We start from the raw sequence: 25,374 nt of genomic DNA on the forward strand, positions 1-25,374 counted from the left end.
AACGGTGAGGATCCGACGACCATGACGCCTTCGAAGCGAGACCGCGCCGAGGCCCTGCCCGCCGACCTGCGCGAAGCGCTGCGCCTGCGGCTGGCCGGGCGCTCCGGCGGCGCCCGGGCCGCCGCCGACCGGTCCATCCCGCACGCCGACCGCAGCCGACCGCTGCCGCCCTCCTTCGTCCAGCAGCGCCTGTGGTTCCTGGACCGGCTGCGCCCCGGCGACCCCCGCTACAACAGCGCGGTCGCCGTACGGTTCACCGGCCCGCTGGACCGCGCGGCGCTCGCCGGGGCGCTGGCCGCCGTCGTGGCCCGCCACGAGGGGCTGCGGACCACCTTCGACGAGGCCGACGGCCGCCCGGTGCAGACCGTGCGGCCGGCCGGTCCGGTGCCGCTGCCCGTCCGGGAGCCGGCCGACGGGGAGAGCCTCGACGCGATCCTGCTCCAGGAGTACTCCCGCCCCTTCGACCTCCGGCAGGGGCCGCTGCTGCGCGCCCTGCTGGTGCGCGAGTCGGACCGCTCGCACGTCCTGCAAGTGACGGCGCACCACATCGTCACCGACGGCTGGTCGATGGGCGTCGTCCTGGACGAGCTGTGCACCGGCTACGAGGCCCTGGCCCGCGGCGCCGCCCCGGACCTGCCCCCGGTGGCCGTCCAGTACCCGGACTTCGCGGTGTGGCAGCGCGAACAGCTCTCCGGCGCCCGGCTGGAAGGCCAACTGGCCCACTGGAAGGCGAAACTGGCCGGTGCGGTGCCGCCGGAGCTGCCGCTGGACCACCCGCGGCGCGGCGAGGAGGCCGGCCCCGGCGCCGTCCACGCCTTCACCGTGCCCGCGCCGCTCACCGCCCGGCTGCGCGAGCTCGCGGCCGAGCGGCACGGCACCCTGCACACCGCCCTGGTCGCCGCCACCCAGGCGCTGCTGGCCCGCTGGTCCGGCCAGCAGGACGTCACCGTCGGCTCCCTGACGCCCGGGCGCTCCCGCACCGAGCTGGAACGGGCCGTCGGCTGCTTCGTCAACACCGTCGTCCTGCGCACCCGGGTCGAGCCCGCCGGATCCTTCCGCGACCTGCTCGCGGCCGCCACCGAGACCGGCAACGACGCGCTCGCGCACGGCGACACGCCCTTCGAACGGCTCGTCGAGGCGGTCGGCGCGCCCCGCCAGGCGGGCCGCAACCCGCTGTTCGACGTGCTGGTCCTGCTGCACCCCGCGCCGCCCGAGGCCACCACCCCGCACGGGCCGGCAGCCGCCCCGGTCGCCGTGCCCCGGCAGGCCGCCACCTTCGACCTCAGCGTCGAGTTCGTCCCGGGCGGCGAGGCGCTCACCGGCCTGCTGGAGTACCGCGCCGACCTCTTCGACGCGCCCACCGCCCGCCGGATGGCCGACCAGCTCCTGCTGCTGCTGGCCGGCGCCGCCGCCGAACCCGACCGCCCGCTCGGCACCCTGCCGCTGCTCTCGCCCCGGGAGACCCGGCAGGTCACCCGGGACTGGAACGCCACCGCGCTGCCCGTCGAGGACACCGGCTACCCCGAGCTGTTCGAGCGCAGGGCCGCCCTGACCCCGCACGCCCCGGCCCTGGTCGCCGGAGCCGAGCGGCTCGACTACGCGACCCTCAACACCCGCGCCAACCGGCTCGCCCACCAGCTCATCGCCCGCGGCGCCGGCCCCGAACGGCTGGTCGCGCTGCGGCTGCCGCGCACCGCCGACATGATCGTGGCGATCCTCGCCGTCTGGAAGGCCGGCGCCGGCTACCTGCCCCTGGACCCGGCCCTGCCGGCCGAGCGCCAGCGTTACCTGCTCGACGACGCCCGCCCCGCCCTGGTCCTGGACGAGCAGGCGCTCCGGGAGCTGCCCGACACCGGCCCGGACACCGACCCCGGCGACGCCGACCGGACCGCCCCGCTGCACCCCGCCAACACCGCGTACGTGCTCTACACCTCCGGCTCCACCGGCCGCCCCAAGGGCGTCGCCGTCCCGCACCGCGCGGTGGTCAACCTGCTCGCCGCCCACCGGGCCGGCTTCGTCGCCGACGCGGGCGGCGGGCCGCTGCGCGTGGCGCTGACCGCCTCGTTCTCCTTCGACACCTCCCTGGAGGGCGTGCTGCTGATGGCCGACGGCCACCCGCTGCACCTGGTCGACGAGACGACCCGGATGGACCCGGCCGCCCTGGTCGAGTACGTCGTGCGCCACCGCGTCGACTTCCTCGACCTGACGCCCTCCTACCTGCGCCAACTGCTGCCCGCCGGGCTGCTCGACGACCCGCGCCACCGCCCCCGGGTGCTGATGCTCGGCGGCGAGGCCGTCGGGCCCCGGCTCTGGCGCGAACTCGCCGGGCACCCGGACGTCGCCGCCTACAACTACTACGGCCCCACCGAGTGCACCGTCGACGCGCTCGCCTGCCGCATCGCGGGCGGTGACCGGCCCTTGGTGGGCCGCCCGCTGCCCAACCTGCGCGCCTACGTCCTCGACGACCGGCTCCAGCCGGTGCCGCCCGGGGTGAGCGGCGAACTCCACCTCGCCGGCGCCCAGGTCGCCCGCGGCTACGCCGGCCGCCCGGGGCTGACCGCCGCCCGCTTCACCGCCGACCCGTACGGGCCGCCCGGCGCCCGGATGTACCGCACCGGCGACCTGGCCCGCTGGACGGCCGACGGAAGCCTGGAGTACCTCGGGCGCGCCGACGACCAGGTCAAGGTGCGCGGCCACCGGATCGAACCCGGCGAGATCGAGGCGGCGCTGCTCGACCTGCCGCAGGTCGCCGCGGCCGCCGTCGCCGCCGTGCCCGACGCGCGCGGCCACACCCGGCTGGCGGCCTACCTGGTCTTCGCCGACGGCGCGGCCCGCCCGTCCGCCGACCTGCGCGCCGCCCTGCGGCGGGTGCTGCCGGACCACCTGGTGCCGTCCTCGTTCACCGCGCTCGACACCCTGCCGCTCACCACCAGCGGGAAGCTGGACCGCCGCGCACTGCCTGCCCCCGACCCCGAAGGCGAAGGACGGGAAGGGGAGTTCGTCGCCCCGCGCACCCCCGAGGAGGAGACCCTCGCCGGGATCTGGGCCGAGGTGCTGGGCGTGGCGCGGGTCGGCGTCACCGACAACTTCTTCGAGCTCGGCGGCGACTCGATCCTGAGCATCCAGGCCGTCTCCCGGGCCCGCGCCGCCGGCCTGCGGATCGGCTCCCAGGACGTCTTCCGCCACCAGACCGTCGCCGACCTGGTCGCCGCCGCCCGCCCGGCCGCCGCCCCGGCCCCCCGGCCGCGCCGCGCGGACGGGCCGGCCCCGCTCACCCCGGTCCAGGAGTGGTTCTTCGCCGCCCACGGCCCGCTGCGCCACTTCACCATGTCGATGCTGCTCGACCTGCCGCGCGACCTCGACGAGCCGGCCCTGGACCAGGCGCTGCGGGCGGTCCTGGCCGCCCACCCGGCGCTGCGCACCCGCTTCACCCGCGCCGGGGGCACCTGGCGCCAGGAGCCGGTCGCGGACCCGGGCACCGGGCTGCTGACCAGACTCGACCCGCCCGCCCCCGGCGCCGACACCGGCCCTGAAGCAGCCCGGGCCGAGGCCGCCGACGCCGCCCGCGCCGCCCTGGACCCGGCCACCGGCACCCTGCTGCGCGCCGTCCTGTTCCGGCCCTGCGGCGACGCCCGGCCCCAACTCGTCCTGACCGCCCACCACCTGGCCGTCGACGGCGTCTCCTGGCGGGTGCTGCTCGCCGACCTGGAACAGGCCTACCGGCAGGCGGCGGCCGGGGACGCCCCGCACCTGGAGCCCGAGCCCACCCCGTTCACCGACTGGGCCCACCACCTCGCCGAACTGGTCCGGGCCGGAGGCCTCGACGACGACCTGCCCTACTGGAGCGCCGAGACCAGGGCCCCGGCCGCCCCGCTGCCCGTCGACCACCCCGGCACGCCCACGGCCGGCACCCTGCGCACCCTGCGCACCCGCCTCGACCGCGCCACCACCGAGGCCCTGCTGCGCAGCGTCCCCGAGGCCTACCGGACCCAGGTCAACGACGTGCTGCTCAGCGCGCTGGGCCGGGCCCTCGCCGACTGGACGGGCACCGAGCGGGTGACCATCGCCCTGGAGGGCCACGGCCGCGAGGAGCTCCTCGACGGCGTCGACCTCTCCCGGACCGTCGGCTGGTTCACCACCCAGTACCCCGTCACCCTCGCCCCGGCCGGCCCGGCCGGCGCCCCCGACTGGGCCGCCACCCTCAAGCAGGTCAAGGAGCGGCTGCGCGCCGTACCCCGCCGGGGCCTCAGCTACGAGGCCCTGGCCCGGCTCGGCCCGCCCGCCGCCGGCGCCCTGAAGGGCCGTCCGCTGCCGCAGGTCTGCTTCACCTACCACGGCCAGTGGACCGCCCCCGGGACCGGCGACTTCGCGCCCGCCGGCCAGGCACCGGGCCGGGAGCTCGCCGCCGACGAACCCCTGGACCACCTGCTCGACGTCTCCGCCGTCGTCGCCGACGGCGAGCTGGAGCTCACCTGGCACTACAGCGACCAGGCGCACGAGACGGCCACCGTCCGCGCGCTGGCGCAGGCCACGGCCTCGGCACTGACCGGCATCGTCGAGCACTGCGCCCGCCCCGACGCCGGCGGCCGCACCCCCTCCGACTACCCGCTGGCCGGACTGGACCAGGCCGGGGTGGACCGGATCGCCGGCGCCGGGCGGGACGTCGAGGACCTGCTGCCGCTCACCCCGCTCCAGGAGGGCATGCTCTTCCACCGCCTGGTCGGCGGCCCCGACGACGTCTACGTGGACCAGGCCGGCCTGCTGCTGGAGGGCGTGGGCGACCCGTACGCCTTCGCCCTGGCCTGGCAGCGGGTCGCCGACCGCACGCCCGCGCTGCGCACCTCGGTGGTGTGGGAGGGCGTCCCCGCCCCCCTCCAGGTCGTGCGCCGCGGCGTCCGGCTGCCGGTGACCCACCTGGACCTGCGGGCGGTCGACCCGGCCGAGCGCGCCGACCGGCTGGCCCGGCTGCGCGCGGACGACCTCGCCCACGGGCTGGACCTCGCCACGGCGCCGCTCACCCGGCTCACCCTGGTCCGGCTGCCCGAGGCCCGCCTGCACCTGCTGTGGACCTCCCACCACCTGATCCTGGACGGCTGGAGCCTGGCCCAGGTGCTCACCGACGTGTTCGAGGAGTACGCGGCCCTCACCACCGGGGGCGTGCCGGCACCGGCGGTGCGTCGGCCCTTCGCCGACTACGTGCACTGGCTGGCCGGTCAGGACGCCGCGGCCGCCCGCGCGCACTGGCGGGGCGTCCTGGACGGCTTCGCCACCGCCACCCCGCTGCCCGCCGACCGCGCCCGGCGCGAGGCCCACCGGGCCCGCTCGGCGCTCGCGCACACCGCCGGCCTGTCGCCGGAGGCCTCCGAGCGGCTGGCCCGCACCGCCCGGCAGGCCGGGCTCACCCTCGGCACCGTGGTGCAGGGCGCCTGGGCCCTGCTGCTCTCCCGGTACAGCGGCGAGCCGGACGTGCTGTTCGGGACGACCGTCTCCGGACGCCCCGACGAACTGCCCGGTGTCGAGTCGATGATCGGCATGTTCATCAACACCCTGCCCACCAGGGTCCTGGTCGACGGCGGCCGCACCGCCGCCGACTGGCTGCGCGAGCTCCAGGAGGCCCAGGCCGAGGCCCGGCGCCACGCCGCCGTGTCCCTCGCCGAACTCACCGCCTTCAGTGGCGTACCGTCCGGCGGCACGCTGTTCGACAGCATCGTCGCCTTCGAGAACTACCCCTTCGACGACGCCCGCACGGCCGGCAGCGGAGTGCGCCTGGTGGAGGTCACCTCCCGGGACGCCACCAACTACCCGCTCGTCCTGCGCGCCTACCAGGGCGGGCACTTCGGCTTCGACCTCGCCTACGACCCGGAGCTGTTCGACGCCGCGACGGTCCGCACCCTCGCCGACCGGCTCTGCCTGCTGCTCACCGACCTGGCCGCCGGACTGGACCGGCCGCTGCGCGCCCTGGAGTGGACGACCGCGCAGGAGCGGCGGCAACTGACCGACTGGGACGGCACCGCGCACGGCCGCCCCGACCGGACCCTGGTCGACCTCTTCGAGGCGCAGGCCGCCCGCACCCCGCACGCCGAGGCCGTCACCTGCGGCGACGAGCACCTCGACTACGCCGCCCTGGACGCGCGGGCCGGCCGCCTCGCCCACCGGCTGGCCGGACTCGGCGCCGGGCCCGAGCGGTTCGTGGCCCTCGCGCTGCCCCGTACGGCCGACCTGGTCGTGGCCGTCCTCGCCGTCCTCAAGACGGGCGCGGCCTACCTGCCGCTCGACCCGGGCCTGCCCGCCGAGCGCCGCGCCCAACTGCTGGGCGACGCCGCCCCGGTGGCCCTGGTGACCCACGGACCCGGCGGGCCGCCCGAGAGCTTCGAGCACGGGGTGCCCGTCCTCTCCCTCGCCGACCCGCAACTGCGCGCCGACCTGGCCCGGGGCCCGGCCGCCCCGCTCGCCGCCCGGCACCGCCCGCTGCCCGACAGCCCCGCCTACGCCATCTTCACCTCCGGCTCCACCGGCTGCCCCAAGGGCGTCGTGGTGCCGCACGCCAACGTGGTGCGGCTGTTCGAGCAGACCAGCGGCGTGTTCGGCTTCGGCGCCGAGGACGTCTGGACGCTGTTCCACTCCTACACCTTCGACTTCTCGGTCTGGGAGCTGTGGGGCCCGCTGCTGCACGGCGGCCGGCTCGTCGTCGTGCCCGAGGACACCGCCCGCTCCCCGGAGGACTTCCTGCGGTTGCTCGTGGACGAAGGCGTCACCGTCCTCAACCAGACCCCGTCCGCCTTCCACCCGCTGGCCCGCGCCGACGCCGAACACCCCGAGCTCTCCCGCCGGCTGGCGCTGCGCACGGTGGTCTTCGGCGGCGAGGCCCTGGACGCCGGCCGCCTCGCCGACTGGTACGACCGCCACCCGCAGGACGCGCCGCGCCTGGTGAACATGTACGGCATCACCGAGACGACCGTGCACGTCACCCACGCCCCGCTGGAGCGCGCGACCGCCGCCGCCGGCGGCCCCGCACCGATCGGCACCGGCCTCCCGGACCTGCGGCTGTACGTCCTCGACGCCGACCTGGCCCCGGTGCCCCCGGGCGCCGTGGGCGAGCTGTACGTGGCGGGGGAGGGCCTGGCCCGCGGCTACCTCAACCGGCCCGGCCTGACCGCCACCCGCTTCCTCGCCGACCCCTTCGGCGCCCCGGGCACCCGGATGTACCGCACCGGCGACCGGGCCGGCCGACAGGCCGACGGCACCCTGCGCTACCTGGGCCGCGCCGACCAGCAGGTCAAGATCCGCGGCTACCGGATCGAACCCGGCGAGATCGAGGCCGCCCTCCAGACCCACCCGGGCGTGGGCGCCGCCACCGTGGGCGTGTACCAGGACGCCTCCGGCACCCGCCGGCTGGTCGCCCACGTCGTCGCCGGTCCGGGCGCGGCCCACCCCCCGGCCGCCGCCGACCTGCGCGCCCACCTCGAACGGCTGCTGCCCGCCTACCTGGTGCCCGCCGCGTACGTCCCGCTGGCGGCCCTGCCGCTCACCCCCAACGGCAAGCTCGACCGGCGCGCGCTGCCCGTGCCCGGCCCGGCGGGCTTCGCCGCCGGCCGGCAGCGCACCGCGCCCCGCACCCGTGCCGAGCGGCTGGTCGCCGCGGCCTGGACGGAGGTCCTGGACACCGGGGAGATCGGCGCCGAGGACGACTTCTTCGCCCTGGGCGGCGACTCCATCCTCGCCGTCCGGGTCACCGCCCGGCTGCGCGCGGCCTTCGGGTCGGCGGAGCTCTCGCCCCGGCTGCTGTTCACCCACCCGGTGCTGGCGGACCTGGCCGAGGCCCTCGGCTCGCCCGGCTCCCTCGGCTCCCTCGGCTCGCTCGGCGAGCCGGGCGGGGCGTCCCCTGGACGAACCGTCATCCCGGCCGCGGACCCGGCGGCCGAGCCGCCGCTGTCGTACGCCCAGCAGCGGCTCTGGTTCCTCGACCGGTTCGAGCCGGGCAGCACCGAGTACACCTCGCTGTCCGTGCTGCGCCTGCGCGGAGCGCTCGACCGGGCCGCGCTGGGCACCGCCCTGGACGCCCTGGTCGCCCGGCACGAGGCGCTGCGGACCACCTTCGCCGAGCGGGACGGCCGCGCCCGGCAGGTGGTGCGCCCGCCGCAGCCGGTCGAGCTGCCGTGCGAGGACCTCGCCGGGGCGCCCCCGGCGGCCCTGGACGCGCTGCTGGAGCGGATCGCCGCCACCCCGTTCGACCTGGCCGCCGGGCCCCTGCTGCGGGCCCGGCTGGTCCGGACGGCCGCGGACGAGCACGTGCTCGCGCTGGCCGTGCACCACATCGCCACCGACGGCTGGTCGATGGGCGTCCTGGGCCGTGACCTGGGCGAGCTGTACGCGGCGGCCCGCGAGGGGCGCCCGCCACGGCTGCCCGCGCTGCCCGTGCGCTACACCGACTACGCGTCCTGGCAGCGCGCGCGCACCGACCTCGCCGAGGCGGACCTCGCCCACTGGCGCCGGGCCTTGGACGGCCTGACCCCGCTGGAGCTGCCCACCGACCGGCCGCGCCCGGCCGTGCGCACCCGGGACGGCGCGCTGGTCGCCTTCACCCTGCCCGCCGGGCTGACCGCGCGGCTGCGCGAACGGGGCCGGGAGGTCGACGGCACCCTCTACACCACGCTCCTGGCGGCCTGCCAGGTCCTGCTCGCCCGCTGGTCCGGGCAGCAGGACATCGCGGTCGGCACCGTCACCTCGGGCCGCGAGCAGGGCGAACTCCACGATGTGGTCGGCATGTTCGTCAACACCCTGGTGCTGCGCGGCGCCGTCCGTCCGGAGCTGTCGTTCCGCGAACTGCTGGCCGCCGCCCACGGCACCGTCCTGGAGGCGCTCGCCCACCAGGAGGTGCCCTTCGAGCGGCTGGTGGACGCCCTCCAGCCGGAGCGCGACACCAGCCGCACGCCGCTCTTCCAGGTCATGGTGGCCCTGCACAACCTCGGCGCCGAGGTGCCGAACCTGCCGGGCCTGACGGTGGAGCCGGTCACCCCGCCCGTCCACGGCGCCACCTTCGACCTCTCCTTCGACTTCGTCGAGCGCGACGGCGGCCTGACCGGCTACCTGGAGTACAACACCGGGCTGTTCGACGCGCGGACCGCCGAGCAGCTCGCCGGCCGGCTGGGCACCCTGCTGGAGGCCGTGGCCGAGGCGCCGGACACGGCCGTCGGGGCGCTGCCGCTGATGACGGCCGACGAACGGCGCCGGGTGCTGCGGCAGGGGCGGGGCGCGCCGCTGCCCGCGCCGGACACCACCTTCCCCGCCCTGTTCGAGGCGCAGGCCGCCCGCACCCCGGACGCCACCGCCCTGGTCGCCGGGGACGCCACCCTCGACTTCGCCGCCCTCAACGCGCGGGCCAACCGGCTCGCCCGCCACCTCGCCGCCCTCGGCGCCGGCCCGGAACAGGTGGTCGCGGTCCGGCTGCCGCGCACCTCGGACCTGCTGGTGGCGCTGTTCGCGGTGCTCAAGGCGGGCGCAGCCCTGCTCTTCGTCGACCCGGACCTGCCCGAGGAGCGGGCCGCCCTCCTCCTCGACGACACCCGGCCCCGGGTGGTGCTGACCGGGCAGGCCCTGCGCGAGGTGCCGTGGGCGGCGCTGCCCGCCCACGACCTGACCGACGCCGAGCGGACCGCCCCCCTGCTGCCGCAGCACGCCGCCTACCTCGTCCACACCTCCGGCTCGACCGGCCGCCCCAAGGGCGTCGTCGTCGAACACCGCCAGCTGGTCAACCTCTGCCGGGACCACCAGGAAGGCCTGGTCGCGCCGCACACCGCCGACGGGACGCGGCTGCGGGCCGCGCTCAGCGCCTCCTTCTCCTTCGACACCAGCTGGGAGGGCCCGCTGCTGCTCGCACTGGGCCAGGAGCTCCACCTGATCGACGAGGACGTCCGGCTGGACCCGCAGGCGTTCTGCGCCCAGGTCGTCGACCGCCGCCTGGACCTGGTCAACGTCACCCCCTCCTTCCTGCGCGAACTCACCGCCGCCGGACTGCTCGCCCCCGGCCCGCACCACCCGCGCCTGCTGCTGGTCGGCGGCGAGGCCGTCCCCGCCGCCACCTGGCGGGAGCTGTGCGCGGCGCACGCGGACCTCGGCGTCACCGCCTACAACATGTACGGGCCCACCGAGTGCACCGTCGACGCCGCCTACGCCCGGTGCGCGGACCACCCCGAGCGCCCCGTCATCGGCCGCCCCGGCCGCAACCTGGGCGCCTACCTGCTCGACGGCGCCCTGCGGCCGGTGCCGCCCGGCATGCCGGGGGAGCTGTACCTGGCGGGGGACCAGGTCGCCCGCGGCTACCTGAACCGGCCCGGACTGACGGCCGCCCGCTTCCTCGCCGACCCCTACGGCCCGCCCGGGGCCCGGATGTACCGCACCGGCGACCTGGCCCGCTGGGACGCGAACGGGCAACTGGAGTTCCGGGGCCGCGCCGACGAACAGGTCAAGGTCCGCGGGTTCCGGATCGAGCCCGGGGAGGTGGAGGCCGCCCTGCTCGCCCACCCGGACGTCGCCGACTGCGCGGTCGCCGCACGCGAGCACGCCGGCCGTACGGTGCTCGTCGGCTACCCGGTGCCCGCCGGCCGCCGCGTGCCGACCGCCGAGGAACTGCGGACCTGGCTGCGGCGGACGCTGCCCGACCACCTGGTGCCCGCCGCGTTCGTCCCGCTGGCCCGAATACCGCGGACCACCGGCGGCAAGACCGACCGGCGCGCGCTGCCCGCGCCGCCCGCCCAGCCCGACCGCACCACCCCGTACGTCGCGCCGCGGCCCGGTGCCGAGGAACGGCTCGCCGCGATCTGGGCCGAGGTGCTGGGCGTGGAGCGCGTCGGCACCCGGGACAACTTCTTCGCGCTCGGCGGCGACTCCATCCTCAGCATCCAGATCGTCTCCCGCGCCCGCGCCGCCGGGCTCGCCCTCACCACCAAGGACGTCTTCCGACACCAGAACATCGCCGAACTCACGCTGTGCGCAGGAGATTTGGCAGAGCATCAGATAGTCGGCGAAGCCGAGCCCGGCGAGGCGCCGCTCACCCCGATCCAGCACTGGTACCTCGACGGCCGCCGCCCCGGCGGCGCCCTGCGCTTCACCATGACCCAGCGCCTGGAACTGGCCCCCGGCACCGATCCGGCGGCCCTGCGCCGGGCGGTGCTGGCCCTGGTGGAGCACCACGCTGCCCTGCGCACCCGCTTCCACCGCACCGAGGCCGGCTGGCGCCAGGAGGTGCTTCCCCAGGGGGCGGACGGCGTCTTCACCCGGCACGACGTCAGCCACCCGGACCTCACCGGCCATGACGTGGAGGCGCAGGTCCAGCGCGCCACCGACGAGGCCCAGCGCTCCCTCGACCCCGTCGAGGGCCGGGTGCTGCGCGCCCTGTTCTTCGACCCCGGCCCCCGGCAGCCGGGCCAACTCGTCCTCACCGTCCACCACCTGGCCGTGGACGGCGTCTCCTGGCGCATCCTGCTGGCCGACCTCGAAGCGGCGTACCGCACGGCCCGCGCCGGAGCCCCCGTCGCCCTGCCGCCGACCGGCACGTCCTACGGCCGCTGGGCCACCCGGCTGGAGCGGCACACCCGCGCCGGCGCCCTGGACGGCGACCTCGGCCACTGGACGCGCACCGGCGCGGCCCCGGCCGACCTGCCCGCCGGCCGCCCCGCCCCTGACACCGACGCCCCCAACGCCCCCGCCCCCAACACCCCCGTCTCCAACACCCACGCCACCGCCGCCACCGTCCAGGTGACGCTGGACGAGCGGACCACCGAGGCGCTGCTGCGCCGCGTCCCCGAGGTCTACCGCACCCAGGTCAACGACGTCCTGCTCAGCGCCCTGGGCCGCACCCTGGCCCGCTGGTGCGGCCGGGACACCGTGCTGGTCGGGGTGGAGGGGCACGGCCGCGAGGACCTCTTCGAGGACCTGGACCTCTCCCGGACGGTGGGCTGGTTCACCGCCGAGTTCCCGCTCGCCCTGCGCGTCGACCCCGACGCCGGGTGGCACGACACCCTGCGCTCGGTCAAGGAGCAGCTGCGCGCCGTCCCGCTGCGCGGACTCAGCCACGGCGCGCTGCGCCACCTGCGGCCCGGCGGCCCGCTGACCGGCACGGCGGCGCCGCAGATCGGCTTCAACTACCACGGCCAGTGGGACACCCGCGGCGGCGCCGAAGGCCTGGTCCGCGGCGCGCTGCCCCCGGCCGGTCGCGACACCGACCCCGACGAGCCCCGCCCCTACCTGCTGGACATCACGGGCGCGGTCCAGGACGGCCGCCTCGAACTGGCGTGGACCTACCCCGCCGCCGTCTACGACGAGGCGACCGTCCGCGGGCTCGCCGAGGAGATGGGCGCCGCGCTGCACGAGCTGGCCGCGCACTGCGCCCGCCCGGACGCCGGCGGCCGCACCCCGTCGGACTTCCCGCTCGCCGGCCTCGACCAGGACCGGCTGGACCAGCTCGTCGGCGACGGGCGCGAGACCGACGACGTGCTGCCGCTGACGCCGCTGCAGTCCGGCATGCTCTTCCACGGGCTCGTCGACGCCGACGGCGCCTACGTCGACCGGATCGCGGTGCGCCTGGCCGGCGTCGCCGACCCGCGGGCCTTCGCCGAGGCCTGGCAGCAGGTCGCCGACCGCACCCCGGCACTGCGTTCCAGCGTTCACTGGCGCGGTTTGCCGCACCCCGTCCAGGTGGTCGCCCGGCACGCCGCACTGCCCGTCCGCCACCTCGACTGGCGCGACCTGACGCCCGGGCAGCGCGCCGACCGGACGGAGCGGCTGCTCGCCGAGGAGCGCGCCGCCGGGATGGACCTCGCCACCGCGCCGCTCACCCGGCTGACCCTGGCCGCGCTGCCCGGCGACGAGGTCCTGCTGTTGTGGTCCACCCACCACCTGATCCTGGACGGCTGGAGCACCGGGCAGCTGCTCACCGAGGTGTGCGAGGAGTACGCCGCGCTGACCGGCGGCCCGCAGGCGCCCCGGCCGGTCCGACGGCCGTTCGCCGACTTCCTGGGCTGGCTGCACGACCAGGACGAGGAGGCGGCCGAGGCCCACTGGCGCGGCCTGCTGGCCGGATTCACCGGCCGGACCCCGCTGCCGTACGACCGCCCGCCGACCCGGGCCCACCGCGCCCGCTCCAGCGCCGCCGCCCACCGCGAACTGGACGAGACGCTCTCCCGCCGGCTGCGCGAGAACGCCGCCGCTGCCGGACTGACCGTCAACACCGTGGTGGAGGGCGCCTGGGCGCTGCTGCTGGCCCGCTACAGCGGCGGCGACGACGTGGTCTTCGGCACCACCGCGTCCGGGCGCCCGGCCGAACTGCCCGGCGTCGAGTCGATGATCGGCCTGTTCATCAACACCGTGCCGACCAGGGTCCCGATCCCCTCGGGCGGCGTGCTGCCCTGGCTGCGGGAACTCCAGGAACGCCAGAGCGACGGCCGCCGCTTCGACCACCTGGCCCTGCCGCGCGTCCAGGCCCTGAGCGACCTGCCCGCCGGGGAGCCGCTGTTCGACAGCATGGCGGTCTTCGAGAACTACCCCGTCGACGAGTCGGCCGCCGACCGGACCGGGGTGCGGGTGGTCGAGGTGCGCGCCGACGACGCCACCACCTTCCCCTGGTGCCTGCGCGCCCACCTGGCCGAGCGGCTCGGCTTCGACCTGGCCTACGACCCCGCGCTCTTCGACCACCGGACGGCCCACGGCGCGGCCGACCGCCTGGTCCTGCTGCTCACCGCCCTCGCCGACGGCCTCGACGGCGACCTCGCCGAGCTGGACCGGCTCACCCCCGCCGACCGGGAGCAGCTGGCCTCCTGGCACGGCACCGCCCGCCCGGCGGCGCCGCGCAGCCCGCTCCAGGTCTTCGCCGAGCAGGCCAGGCGCACCCCCGGCGCGCCCGCCGTGCGCGACGGCGACCGCGAACTGACCTACCGCCAGCTCGACGACTGGTCCGACCGCCTGGCGGCCCGGCTGCTGGCCGACGGCCTGGCCCCCGAAGGCCGGGTGGCACTGCTGATGGACCGCTCCGCCGAACTCGTCGTCGCCCAGCTGGCCGTCCTCAAGGCGGGCGGCGCCTACCTGCCCGTCGACCTCCGGTCCCCCGAGGAGCGCCGCCGCGCGCTGCTCGACCAGGTCGGCGCCGCCCTGCGGCTCACCGCCGAGCAGGTAGCCGCCGAGCAGGTCGCCGCCGCGCGCACCGGCGCGGCCGGGCCGGTGGCGGCGGCCCTGCCGCCCGCCGACCCCGACCGGCTGGCGTACGTGATGTTCACCTCGGGCTCCACCGGGGTGCCCAAGGCGGTGGCGGTACGGCACCGCGACGTGGCCTCGCTCGCCACCGACAGCCGCTTCGCCGACGGCCGCTGCGCCCGGGTGCTGCTGCACTCGCCGGTCGCCTTCGACGCCGCCACCTTCGAGGTCTGGGCGCCGCTGCTGGGCGGCGGCTGCGTGCTCGTCGCCCCCGCCGGGCCGGTGGACGCCGCCCTGTTGCGGCGGCTCGCCGGACCGGACGGGCCGACGGCGCTGTGGCTCACCGCCGGGCTCTTCCGGCTGCTCGCCCAGGACGCGCCGGACTGCTTCGCGGGCCTGCGCACGCTGTGGACCGGCGGGGACGTGGTGCCCGCCGCCGCGGTGCGCCGCGTCCTGGCGGCCTGCCCCGGGCTGACCGTGGTGGACGGCTACGGGCCCACCGAGACCACGACCTTCGCCACCGCCCACGCCGTCGCGGAGGCGGCGGCGGTGCCCGACACCCTGCCGATCGGCCACCCCCTGGACGACCGCCGCGTGCACGTCCTCGACCGGCGCCTGCGGCCCGTCCCGCCGGGCTGCGCGGGCGAGCTGTACGTGGCCGGCGAGGGCGTGGCCCGCGGCTACCTGGGCCGGCCCGGCGAGACCGCGGCCCGCTTCCTCGCCGACCCCTCCGGACCGCCCGGCGCCCGGATGTACCGCACCGGTGACCTGGCCAGGCGGCGCCCGGACGGCACCGTCGAGTTCCTGGGCCGCGCGGACGACCAGGTGAAGATCCGCGGCTTCCGGGTCGAACCCGGCGAGGTGGAGGCCGCGCTCGCCCGCCACCCCCAGGTCACCGACGTCGCCGTGGTCACCCGCGAGGACCGGCCCGGCGCCCGGCGCCTGGTGGCCTACCTGGTCGGCCCGGCGGGCGACGAACCCGAGGAACTGCGGGCCTTCGCCGCCCGCGCGCTGCCCGACTACCTCGTCCCCGCCGCCTTCGTCCCACTCGCCGCCCTCCCGCTGAGCCGCAACGGCAAGGTCGACCGGGCGGCCCTCCCGGCGCCGGACGAGGAGCACGGGAGCGGACGCCGCGCGCGGACCGAGCCGCGCACCGAGGCCGAACGCCGCACCGCCGAGGTCTTCGGCGACGTCCTGGGCATCCGGCCGCCCGGCGTGGAGGACGGCTTCTTCGAGCTGGGCGGCGACTCCATCCTCAGCATCCGGCTCGCCGCCCGCCTGGCCGAGGCCTTCGGCGCCGACCTCACCCCCCGCGCCGTCTTCGACCACCCCACACCGGCCGGCCTGGCCCGCCTGCTCACCGAGGAGCAGGGCCGCCCGGGCGGCCAGGGGCGCCCGCCCGTCCTCCCGGTCGCCCGCGACGGCGCCGCGCCGATGTCGTACGCCCAGCAACGCCTGTGGTTCCTGGAGGAGTTCGCGCCCGGCGGCGCCGAGTACGTCACCGCGCTCGCGCTGCGCCTGCGCGGCGCCCTGGACACCGACGCCCTCGGCGCGGCCCTGCGCGCCCTCGCGGCCCGGCACGAGTCGCTGCGCACCACCTTCGACAGCGTCGACGGCCACGGCGTCCAGCTCGTCCACCCGCCGCAGGACGTGCCGCTGCCGCTGCACGACCTGTCCGGCCTGCCGTCGCAGCCGCGGGCGGAGGCCCTGCGCGGCCTGCTCGCCGCCGAGCGGGCCCGCCCCTTCGACCTGCGCCGCGGACCGCTGCTGCGCACCGCCCTGGTGCGGCTGGGCGAGGGCGACCACGTGCTGGCCCTGACCCTGCACCACATCGTCACCGACGGCTGGTCGACCGCCGTCCTGCTCACCGATCTGGCCCACCTCTACCGCGCCGAACTCGGCTCCGAGGAAGACCGGTTGGCGCCGCTGCCGGTGCAGTACGCCGACTACGCGCACTGGCAGCGCACGGTCGGCGCCGCCGGGGCCGACCAACTCGCCTACTGGAAGGAGCAGTTGGCCGACGTCTCGACGCTGCGCCTGCCCACCGACCGGCCCCGGCCCGCCGTGCGCACCACCAACGGGGCCACCGCCCGCCTGGAACTGCCCGCCGACACGGCCCGCCGACTGGCCCGGGTCGGCCGGGAGCGCGGCGCCACCCTGTTCACCACCCTGGTCGCCGCCGCGCAGGCCTACCTCGCCCGGCTCGGCGGCGACCAGGACATCGCCGTCGGCACCGTCACCTCCGGCCGCGAGCAGGCGGAGACCCAGCGCCTCGTCGGCTTCTTCGTCAACACCCTGGTGCTGCGCTCGCGGGTGGAACCCGGGCAGCCCTTCGGCGACTTCCTCGGAGAGGTCCGGCAGACCGTCCGGGACGCCTTCGCCCACCAGGACGTGCCCTTCGAGCGCGTGGTCGACGAGGTGCAGCCGGTGCGCGACACCAGCCGCAGCCCGCTCTTCCAGGCCCTGGTCGTCCTCCAGAACACCCCGGCCGCCGACCTCGACCTCCCGGGCCTGCACGTGACCGACGTCGAGACCGACACCACGCAGGCGGCCTTCGACCTCGCGCTGGAGTTCGCGGAGGCCGACTCCGGCGCGCTGCACGGCCTGATCACCTACAACACCGACCTGTTCGACCCGGCCACGGCCGAGCGGATGGCCGGCCAGCTCGCCACCCTGCTGACCGCCGTCGCCGAGGACCCGGATTGCGCCATCGGCGCGCTGCCGCTGGCCGGCGGCGACCAGCTGGCCGCCGAACTCGACCGGGCGCGCGGCACCTTCCGGCCCGTCCCCGAGGCGACCCTGGCCGAACTCTTCGAGCGCCAGGCCGCCCGCAACCCCGACGCGGTGGCGCTGCTCGACGGCGGTCGCGAGCTGAGCTACGCCGAGGTGGACCGGGCGGCCAACCGGCTGGCCCACCGGCTCATCCGGCGCGGCGTGGGGCCGGAGCGGCTGGTCGCCCTCGCCCTGCCCCGCTCGGCGGCGGCGGTGGTGGCCCAGCTCGCAGTGGCCAAGGCCGGCGGCGCCTTCCTCCCGGTGGACCCGGACTACCCGGCGCCCAGGCGGGAGTTCATGGTGCGCGACGCGGGCGCCCACCTGGTGCTCGACGACCCGGCCGAGGTGTGGTCCGCCGACGGGCCGCAGACCCCGCCCACCGGCGCCGACCGCGACACCGGTGCCGACCGCGCCACCGCGCCGACCGACGCCGACCGCGCCGCCGTGCTCACCCCCGGACACCCGGCCTACGTCATCTACACCTCCGGATCGACCGGCACGCCCAAGGGCGTCCTGGTGACCCACGCCGGACTCGCCGCCTTCGCGGCGGCCGCCGCCGAGCAGTACGCCGCCGGCCCCGGGGCCAGGGTGCTCCAGTTCGCCTCGCCCAGCTTCGACGCCTCCGTCCTGGAGCTGTGCGTCTCCCTGCTCAGCGGGGCCACCCTGGTCACGGGGGAGGAAGGGCCGCTCGTCGGCGAGCGCTTGGCCGAGGTCCTGGCCGAACGGCGCATCACCCACGCCCTGATCCCCCCGGCGGCCCTGGCCACCGTGGACCCGGAGACGGCCGCGACCCTGCCCGCCCTGCGCACCCTGGTCGTCGGGGCGGAGGCCTGCCCGGCCGACCTGGTCGACACCTGGGCCCCCGGCCGCCGGATGATCAACGCCTACGGCCCCACCGAGGCCACCGTGGTCGCCACCTGGACGGGCCCGCTGTTGCCCGGCACCGGCGCACCCGCGATCGGCCGCCCCGGCGGCGCCGCCCGCAGCTACGTCCTGGACGCCGCCCTGCGGCCGGTGCCGCCCGGCGTGACCGGAGAGCTCTGGCTGGCCGGCCCCGGCCTCGCCCGCGGCTACCTCGGCCGCCCGGGGCTGACAGCCGGGCGGTTCCTCGCGGACCCCTTCGGCGCGCCGGGCGAGCGGATGTACCGCACCGGCGACCTCGCGCACCGGGACGCCGACGGCGAACTGCGCTTCGCCGGCCGCGTCGACGACCAGATCAAGCTGCGCGGCTTCCGGATCGAGCCGGGCGAGATCGAGAGCGCGCTGCGCCGCAGCCCCCTGGTGCGCGACGCCGTCGTCACCGTGCGCGCCGACGCCCCCGGGAGCGGTACGGGCTCCGGGGCCGGCCGGCTGGTCGCCTACGTCGTCCCGGCGGTCGGGGCCGTACCGGGTGGGGTCGGCGACGGTGAGGCCACTGCGGGCCTGGCCGCCGCCGAACTGCGCGCTCACCTGGCCGGGTTGCTGCCGCCGCACCTCGTCCCGTCGGTGTTCGTCCCGCTGGAACGGCTGCCGCTCACCCCGAACGGCAAGCTCGACCGCCGGGCCCTGCCCGAGCCCGGGCCCGCGCAGGCCGCGGCCGGTCCGCGCCGGGAGCCGGGCACCGACACCGAACGCCGGATCGCCCGGATCTGGGCCGACGTCCTGGGCATCGAGGAGGTCGGCGCCGACGACAACTTCTTCCTGCTCGGCGGCGACTCCATCCTCAGCATGCAGGTGGTGTCCAGGCTGCGCCGGGACGGCCTGTACCTCGCCACCCGGGAGCTGTTCACCCACCAGACGGTGGCCGAACTGGCCACCGTGGTGCGCACCGCCCCCGACCGCGAGGACGACGGCCCGGTCACCGGGGACGTGCCGCTCACCCCCATCCAGGAGTGGTTCCTGACCACCCCGCGCGCCGCCCACCACCACTTCAACCAGTCGACCCTGCTCGAACTCGGCGCCGACCCCGATCCGCGGGCACTGCGGGCAGGGCTGGACGCCCTGCTCGAACACCACGACGCCCTGCGCCTGCGCTTCACCCACGACGAGACGGGCTGGCACCAGTTCAACCCGCCGCCCGCCCCCGCCGAGGACGTCCTCGTCCGGTACGACCTGACCGGGCAGAGCGCCGAGGCCGCCGACGCGGCCATGGCCAAGGCGGCCGACGAACTGCACGGCGGCTTCGACCTGGCCCGGGGCCCGCTGCTGCGGGCGGCCCTGTTCACCGGCGCCCCGGACCGCCCGGCGCTCCTGCTGCTGGTCGCCCACCACCTGGTCGTCGACGCCGTCTCCTGGCGCCTGCTGCGCGACGACCTGGAGAGCGCCTACCGGCAGGCCGCCCTGGGCACGCAGATCACGCTGGGGGAGCGCGGCACCTCCTACCGGGACTGGGCGCTCCGGCTCGCCGCCCATGTCGCCGACGGCGGCCTGGACCACGAACTGCCCTACTGGGACGAGGCGGTGAGCGCCGCCGAGGCCCTGCCCGGCCGACCCGCCGAGCCCGGTGCCGCTGACCCCGGTGCCGCCGAGACCGCGACGGTCACCGTCGAACTGGACGAGGAGGACACCGAGGCACTGCTGCGCGCGGCCCCGGCGGCCTACCGCACCCGCGTCAACGACGTGCTGCTGACCGCCCTCGCCCTGGCACTGGCCCGCTGGACCGGCCATGAGCGGATCCGGCTGGACCTGGAGGGGCACGGCCGGGAGGACGTCGTGGAGGGCGTGGACCTGTCCCGCACGGTCGGCTGGTTCACCACCATGCACCCGGTCACCTTCCACGTCCCCGACCCCGAGGACCTCGGCCCGGACCGCGACTGGCGCGCCCTGGTGAAGTCGATCCGCCGCCAGCTGCGCGCCGTGCCGGGCAACGGGCTGGGCTTCGGCGCCCTGCGCACCTTCGGTCCGCCCGAGGTCCGCGAGCGCCTCGCCGCCGGCGCGCACGGCCAGGTGGTCTTCAACTACCTCGGCCAGTGGGACGCGCGGCCCGAGACCGCCGGCGACGGCCTGGTCCGCGCCGAGCACGGCTCCTTCGGGCAGGACCACGACCCCCGCGACGGCGGCTCGCACCCGGTGGAGGTGGTGGGCGCGGCGCAGCACGGGCGCCTCGCCTTCACCTGGCACCACCGCCCCGCCCTCCACGACACGGCGACCGTGCGCCGGGCGGCCGAGGAGTTCGCCGTGGCGCTGCGGCACATCGCCCGGCACGCCCGGGGAGGACGGTGACGGCCGCCCACCCGCCGCTGAAAAGACCACCGCCGCAAGACCACCGCCGCAAGACCACCGCTGGAAACCCGACAACGACGAAGGAGCACGACATGGACGAGAACACCCGCTACCAGGTGCTGCGCAACGACGAGGAGCAGTACTCCCTCTGGCCGGTCGACCTCGACGTGCCCGCCGGCTGGCAGCCCGTCGGCCAGGAGGGCACCGAGGCGGAGTGCACCGCCTACGTCGACGAGGTGTGGACCGACATGCGGCCGCGGAGCCTGCGCGAGCGCATGGAGAACGCCGGATCCTGACCGGCCGCAGTACTTCCGTCCCACGACAACCCCGAGGAGCTGACCGTGACCCCTTCGCTGCGCACCGAACACCTGGAGTTCATCCCCTACCGGGCCGAGGACGAGGACGCCTTCGTCTCCCTCCTCCGCAACGCTGACGTGTGCAGCTGGATGGGCCAGGACCTGGTGCCCGAGCCGCAGATCCGCGCGCTGTTCCGCGCGATCCTGACCGACGTGTACCCGCAGCAGCTCTTCGACGTGTGGGGCCTGTGGCTGGACGGGAGGTACGCGGGCCACGCCGAGGTGAAGAAGACCGGGAACGTCGACGGCCACGAGCTGGTCACCGCCCTCGCCCCGGAGTTCTGGGGCCGGGGCCTGGGCACCGAGGTGGTCCGCGGCCTGATCCGGTACGCCGCCGACGAGTTGGGGCTCAAGGAGGTCTACGGCATGGTGGGCGCGGAGAACGCCCCGAGCCTGGCGATGTCCCGACGGCTGGGCTTCCGGCACCTGCGCGACGTCGTCGGGGACGACGGCTCGGTGACGAAGGTGGTGGCGCTCTCGACGACCGGCCAGGCCTGACCGGGCCCGGCCGGGTATGACCGCGGCCCGCGGCGCGTCCGGTCGCGCCGCGGGCCGCTGACGTGCGTGCCCGCTCAGCGGGCCGGTACCGCTCCGTTCGGCGCTCCCGGCCCGCTCGGCGTCCCCACCGCGCCGCGGCCCAGCAGCAGGGCGAGGTCGTCGGCCTGGCAGCGGATCTCCGGGATGGCGGTGGTCTCCAGCAGGTTGCCGCGTCGCAGCGAGCCCAGCGTCCACAGCGGTGCCGGCGCCCGGCCGCCGGTGGGGAGGAGCCGGGCGGGGGCGGCGGGGGGGGGGGCCCCCCCCCCCCCCCCCCCGCCCCCCGGGCGGGCCCGCGCGGGCGGGGGGGGGGGGGGGGGGGGGGGGGGGGGGGCGCCCCCCCCCCCCCCCCCCCCGGGGGCGGGGGAGCCGAGGCCGGTGGTGAGCAGGTCGGTGATCAGCGGGTCGTCGACCCGGGTGAGTTCGGCCTCGGAGCCGGTGCAGTTCAGCACCGCCCCCACCCGCAGCGCGCGGCCGTCGTCCAGCCGCACGTCGATGACCTCCCCGACCTCGCCGACCTCCCCGACCTCGCCGCCCCCGTCGGGGCCGTCCGAGGTGGTCTTGGCGTCGGCCACGGTGCCCCGGCCGATGCTGACCAGACCCGCGTCGACGGCGGCGCGCAGGGCCCTGGCGCTGACCGGCGGGATCCGGTGGCGGTGGGTCTCCCAGAGCCGGAGGTCCCGGGCCAGCAGCCGGGCCTGGTCGGCGGGTGGGAGCTGCTGCCACAGGGCGCTGGTGAGGGGGCGGAGACTGTCGACCCCGGCCCGCCAGTCGCCGTGGACGCGGCGGCAGCGGGCGATCTGGCACAGCACCGCCCGGCGCAGCGCGGGCAGCCCCGCACGGGCGTCGAGCTGCGGGGCGACCGGGGCGACCGGGGCGGTGAGCGGGGTGGCGGCGTGCGGACGGGGGACCAGGCCGTGCCGGGACAGGGCGTGGACGACGCGGCCGGGGCGCTGGAGGCTGAGCGCCATGTCGACCATGGTCAGGCCGGTGCCGACGAGCAGGACATCGCGGTCCTCGGGGACGGCCGCCAGGGCGCCGGGTGCCCAGGGGTCGGCCAGGAACCGCCCGGAGTCGCGCAGCGCCGGCGGTGCCCAGGCCTGGCCGGGTGCGAAGTTGCCCAGGGCCAGCACCGCCGCGTCGACGTCGAGCGGCGGCCCGTCGTGCAGCCACAGGCGCAGCGGCGGGGTGGTCGCCTGCGGCCGGTGGGTGAGGGCGACGACGCGGTCGGGCACCCGGACCAGGTCGGGGGTGCCGGGCTGGTCGGCCGCCGCCGCCAGGCTCTCGGCGAGGTAGCGGCCGAAGAGGCGCCGGGGGACGAAGTCGTGCTCGCCGCCGCGGTCGCCGAGCCAGCGCACGAAGTGGCCGGGGTCGTCCCGGTGGGCGCTCATCTGGCCGGCCCGGACGTTCAGCAGGTGGTGCGGCGCGTCGGTGCCGAACGCCAGCCCCGGGCCCGCGGGCCCGGGGTCGATGAGCCAGATCCGGGCCGGTGCGGGTCTCCCGGCGGCCGCGTGGTGGAGCAGGCGCAGCGCCGTCAGGGTGCCGGCGGCGCCTGCGCCCACCACGGCGATCTCTTGCGGGGTGCTGCTCTGGTTCACGGCGGCCGCGTCGGACGCGGCGGGAGACGTCATGCGGCCAACATCGAGCCGATCGCGCCGCCGCGTCCAACGACGGTTCATAGGCCCCTCGCCAAGCAGGACTTATGGCCGGGTGGCTCGGTGTCGCGCCGACCGGGGTAGGGGTGAAGGTCACGTAGGGTCCCGGGTTCGACACGTTCCGTCCCATAAGGAGAGTTTGGGGGCGCTCCGCCGCTCACCGTTCGAGCCTCTGGTTAGAGGGTGTCACGAAAGCTGTTGACCCCTCACGCGGATCCGCGTTATAACTTCTAACGAACGCGCAAGCATCTATCGAGCGCGGGGTCACCGCACGAGCGCAGGGCCACCGCCGCGTTCGCAGCTCGACAGGCAACGCCCGCCCACCAACTGACACTCGACCAAGGGGAATTCCATGTCCGGCACCCGCAGCACCGGCATCCGCGCCGCCCTGTTCGCCGTCCCGCTCGTCGTCAGCCTCCTCGGCACCGCGGCCGCGCCCGCCGGGGCCGCCACCTCACGCCCCGGTACCTCCCTGACCTGCCGAGGCCAGGGCGTCGACCCCCGGGCCCAGGTCCGCTACCGGGCCGAGACGGTGATCCACGCGCCGCTGCACACCATCTGGAAGCTGCAGACCGACGTGGAGCGCTGGCCGTCCTGGCAGGCCCCCGTCGCGAGCGCGGAGCGCCTCGACCGCGGCCGCCTGCGCCCGGGTTCGGCGTTCCGGTGGACGACCCCGCTCCCGCCCAACCCCGCGACCACCGCCACCAGCCTGGACATCACCTCGACCGTCCAGCAGCTCAAGCGGGAGTCCTGCCTCCGCTGGACCGGCCCCGCCGACGCCGAAGGGCTGCACATCGACGGCGTCCACGTGTGGAACTTCACCCGGGTCAAGGGCGGCGTCCGGGTGAGCACCGAGGAGACCCACACCGGGCCCCAGGTCGACGCGGACGTCCCCACCGCGACCGCGATCCTGCGTCAGGGCCTCGACGGGTGGCTGCACGACCTGAAGACCACCGCCGAGGCCGAAGCCGACCGGCGCTGACCGACGCCGAACGGGGCTAACCGGACAGGGATTCGAGGGCGGCCCGGGCGGCGTTGTGGCCGGGGATGCCGCTGACTCCGCCGCCGCGGACGGCGCCCGCGCCGCACAGCAGGACGTTCGGGTGGGCCGTCGCCACGCCCCAGCGGGCGGCGGGGCCGTCCACCGGCCCGGTCGCGAACGGGAAGGAGAGGTCCCGGTGGAAGATGTGGCCGCCGGGCAGGCCGATCTCCCGTTCCAGGTCGAGCGGGGTCTTGGCTTCCACGCAGGGTCGGCCGGTAGCGTCCGGCGCGAGGCAGTCGGCGATCGGTTCGGCCAGCACCTCGTCCAGTTGGGCCAGGCTGGCCGCCAGGGCGCGCTCCTTGGCGGCCGGGTCGGTGAACAGCCGGGCGGGCATGTGCAGGCCGAACAGGGTCAGCGTCTGGAGGCCCTCGCGGACGGCTTCGGGGCCCAGGATGGTGGGGTCGGTGAGGGTGTGGCAGTAGATCTCCGACGGGGGTGCGGAGGGCATCCGGCCGGCCGCCGCCTCGGCGTAGGCGGTCTCCAACTGCCGGTAGCCCTCGGCGATGTGGAAGGTGCCCGCGAAGGCCTCCCGGGGGTCCGCGCCGGTGTCCCGGAGCCGCGGCAGCCGGCGCAGCACCAGGTTGACCTTCAGCTGGGCGCCCTCGGGCGCGGGCCCGGGCCCGGGTTCCTCGCCGAGGAGGCGGGCCAGGGTGGCCGGGGCGGCGTTGACCAGCACCCGGCGGCCCGCCGCGGTGGCCTCGCCGCCTTGGTGGCGGTACGTCACCTCGGCGTCGCCGTGGCCGTCGGTGGCGATGGCGGTGACCTCGCACCCGGTGCGGAGCTCCGCGCCGGCGGCCAGGGCCGCCTCGGCCAGCGCGTCCGTCACCGCGCCCATGCCGCCGACCGGGACGTCCCAGTCGCCCGTCCCGTTGCCGATCACGTGGTAGAGGAAGCAGCGGTTCTGCCGCAGCGAGGGGTCGTGGGCGTGGGTGAAGGTGCCGATCAGCGCGTCCGTCAGGGCGATCCCGCGGACCAGGTCGTCGCTGAAGGTCCGTTCGATCGTCTCGCCCAGCGGCCGTTCGAACAGGGCGGTCCAGGCGGCGTCGTCGGCGATCCGCCGGCGCAGTTCGGCGCGTGCGGGCAGCGGCTCGGTGAGGGTCGGGAAGACCCGTCGGGCGACCTGCCCGGTCATGCCGTAGAAGCGCTGCCAGGCCTCCCACTCCCGGTCGGTTCCGGTGAGGGCCCGGAACGACTCCCCGGTCCGGCCGGGGTCGGCGGCGTCCACCAGCAGGCCGGTGGGCCTCCCGTCCCGGACGGTGGGCGTGTACGAGGCGATCCGGCGGCGCCGCAGGTCGAGCCGCAGGCCCAGGTCCTGGACGATCTTCCGTGGCAGCAGGCTGACCAGGTAGGAGTAGCGCGACAGCCGGGCGTCCACGCCCGGGAACGCCCGGGTGGAGACGGCGGCGCCGCCGACCCGGGGCAGCTGTTCGAGCAGCAGGACCCGGCGTCCGGCCCGGGCGAGGTAGGCGGCGGCCACCAGCCCGTTGTGGCCGCCGCCGACGATCACGGCGTCGTACCGGGCGGGGGTGGACGGGTTCGCGTTCACCCCCGCCACGCTACGGGACGGGGGCGGGCCGGGGAATGCCCCGGACACAGCGGCCCCGGAGCGCCGCAGGGCCCCCTCGCGAAC

Annotated in this window: 6 protein-coding genes; 4 read left to right on the forward strand and 2 right to left on the reverse strand. The window is 76.8% G+C overall.

The window, feature by feature from the left end; all coding sequences use genetic code 11:
- Positions 1-21: 21 nt before the first annotated feature.
- The 3 genes from ACFWPI_RS29200 (at position 22) to ACFWPI_RS29210 (ending at position 21,011) form a co-directional block, all read left to right on the forward strand.
- Positions 22-20,157 carry a non-ribosomal peptide synthase/polyketide synthase gene (locus ACFWPI_RS29200; protein WP_380377008.1) on the forward strand — a complete coding sequence of 6,712 codons (20,136 nt, stop codon included), beginning with the start codon at positions 22-24 and terminating at the stop codon, positions 20,155-20,157.
- 92 nt (positions 20,158-20,249) lie between these two features.
- Entirely contained in the window at positions 20,250-20,453 is a 204-nt protein-coding gene (locus tag ACFWPI_RS29205; protein WP_063350451.1) for an MbtH family NRPS accessory protein, read from the forward strand.
- Positions 20,454-20,498: 45 nt separating this feature from the next.
- The gene (locus ACFWPI_RS29210) at positions 20,499-21,011 is read left to right on the forward strand and encodes a GNAT family N-acetyltransferase (RefSeq protein WP_380377005.1); all 513 of its coding nucleotides are present in this window, start codon (positions 20,499-20,501) and stop codon (positions 21,009-21,011) included.
- A gap of 74 nt (positions 21,012-21,085) precedes the next feature.
- Here the strand turns inward: ACFWPI_RS29210 and ACFWPI_RS29215 are convergent, their stop codons facing one another.
- A complete protein-coding gene (locus tag ACFWPI_RS29215; protein ID WP_380425148.1) occupies positions 21,086-22,678 on the reverse strand; it encodes an FAD/NAD(P)-binding protein in 1,593 nt (530 codons plus the stop codon).
- Positions 22,679-23,054: 376 nt separating this feature from the next.
- Between ACFWPI_RS29215 and ACFWPI_RS29220 the strand changes: the two genes are divergently transcribed.
- Positions 23,055-23,684, forward strand: coding sequence for an SRPBCC family protein (locus tag ACFWPI_RS29220; RefSeq protein ID WP_380380983.1), 630 nt, complete (start codon positions 23,055-23,057; stop codon positions 23,682-23,684).
- A gap of 16 nt (positions 23,685-23,700) precedes the next feature.
- Here the strand turns inward: ACFWPI_RS29220 and ACFWPI_RS29225 are convergent, their stop codons facing one another.
- Positions 23,701-25,290 (reverse strand): phytoene desaturase family protein, encoded by a 1,590-nt coding sequence (locus tag ACFWPI_RS29225; RefSeq protein ID WP_380380981.1) that lies wholly within the window; start codon positions 25,288-25,290, stop codon positions 23,701-23,703.
- Positions 25,291-25,374 lie beyond the last annotated feature (84 nt).

It is taken from the genome of Kitasatospora sp. NPDC058492 (genome assembly GCF_042720685.1).
GTDB lineage: Bacteria > Actinomycetota > Actinomycetes > Streptomycetales > Streptomycetaceae > Kitasatospora.

Coding starts and splice junctions, on each gene's coding strand:
- ACFWPI_RS29215 (WP_380425148.1), bottom strand. CDS start 22,678: ATGACGTCTCCCGCCGCGTCCGACGCGGCCGCCGTGAACCAGAGCAGC.
- ACFWPI_RS29200 (WP_380377008.1), top strand. CDS start 22: ATGACGCCTTCGAAGCGAGACCGCGCCGAGGCCCTGCCCGCCGACCTG.
- ACFWPI_RS29205 (WP_063350451.1), top strand. CDS start 20,250: ATGGACGAGAACACCCGCTACCAGGTGCTGCGCAACGACGAGGAGCAG.
- ACFWPI_RS29220 (WP_380380983.1), top strand. CDS start 23,055: ATGTCCGGCACCCGCAGCACCGGCATCCGCGCCGCCCTGTTCGCCGTC.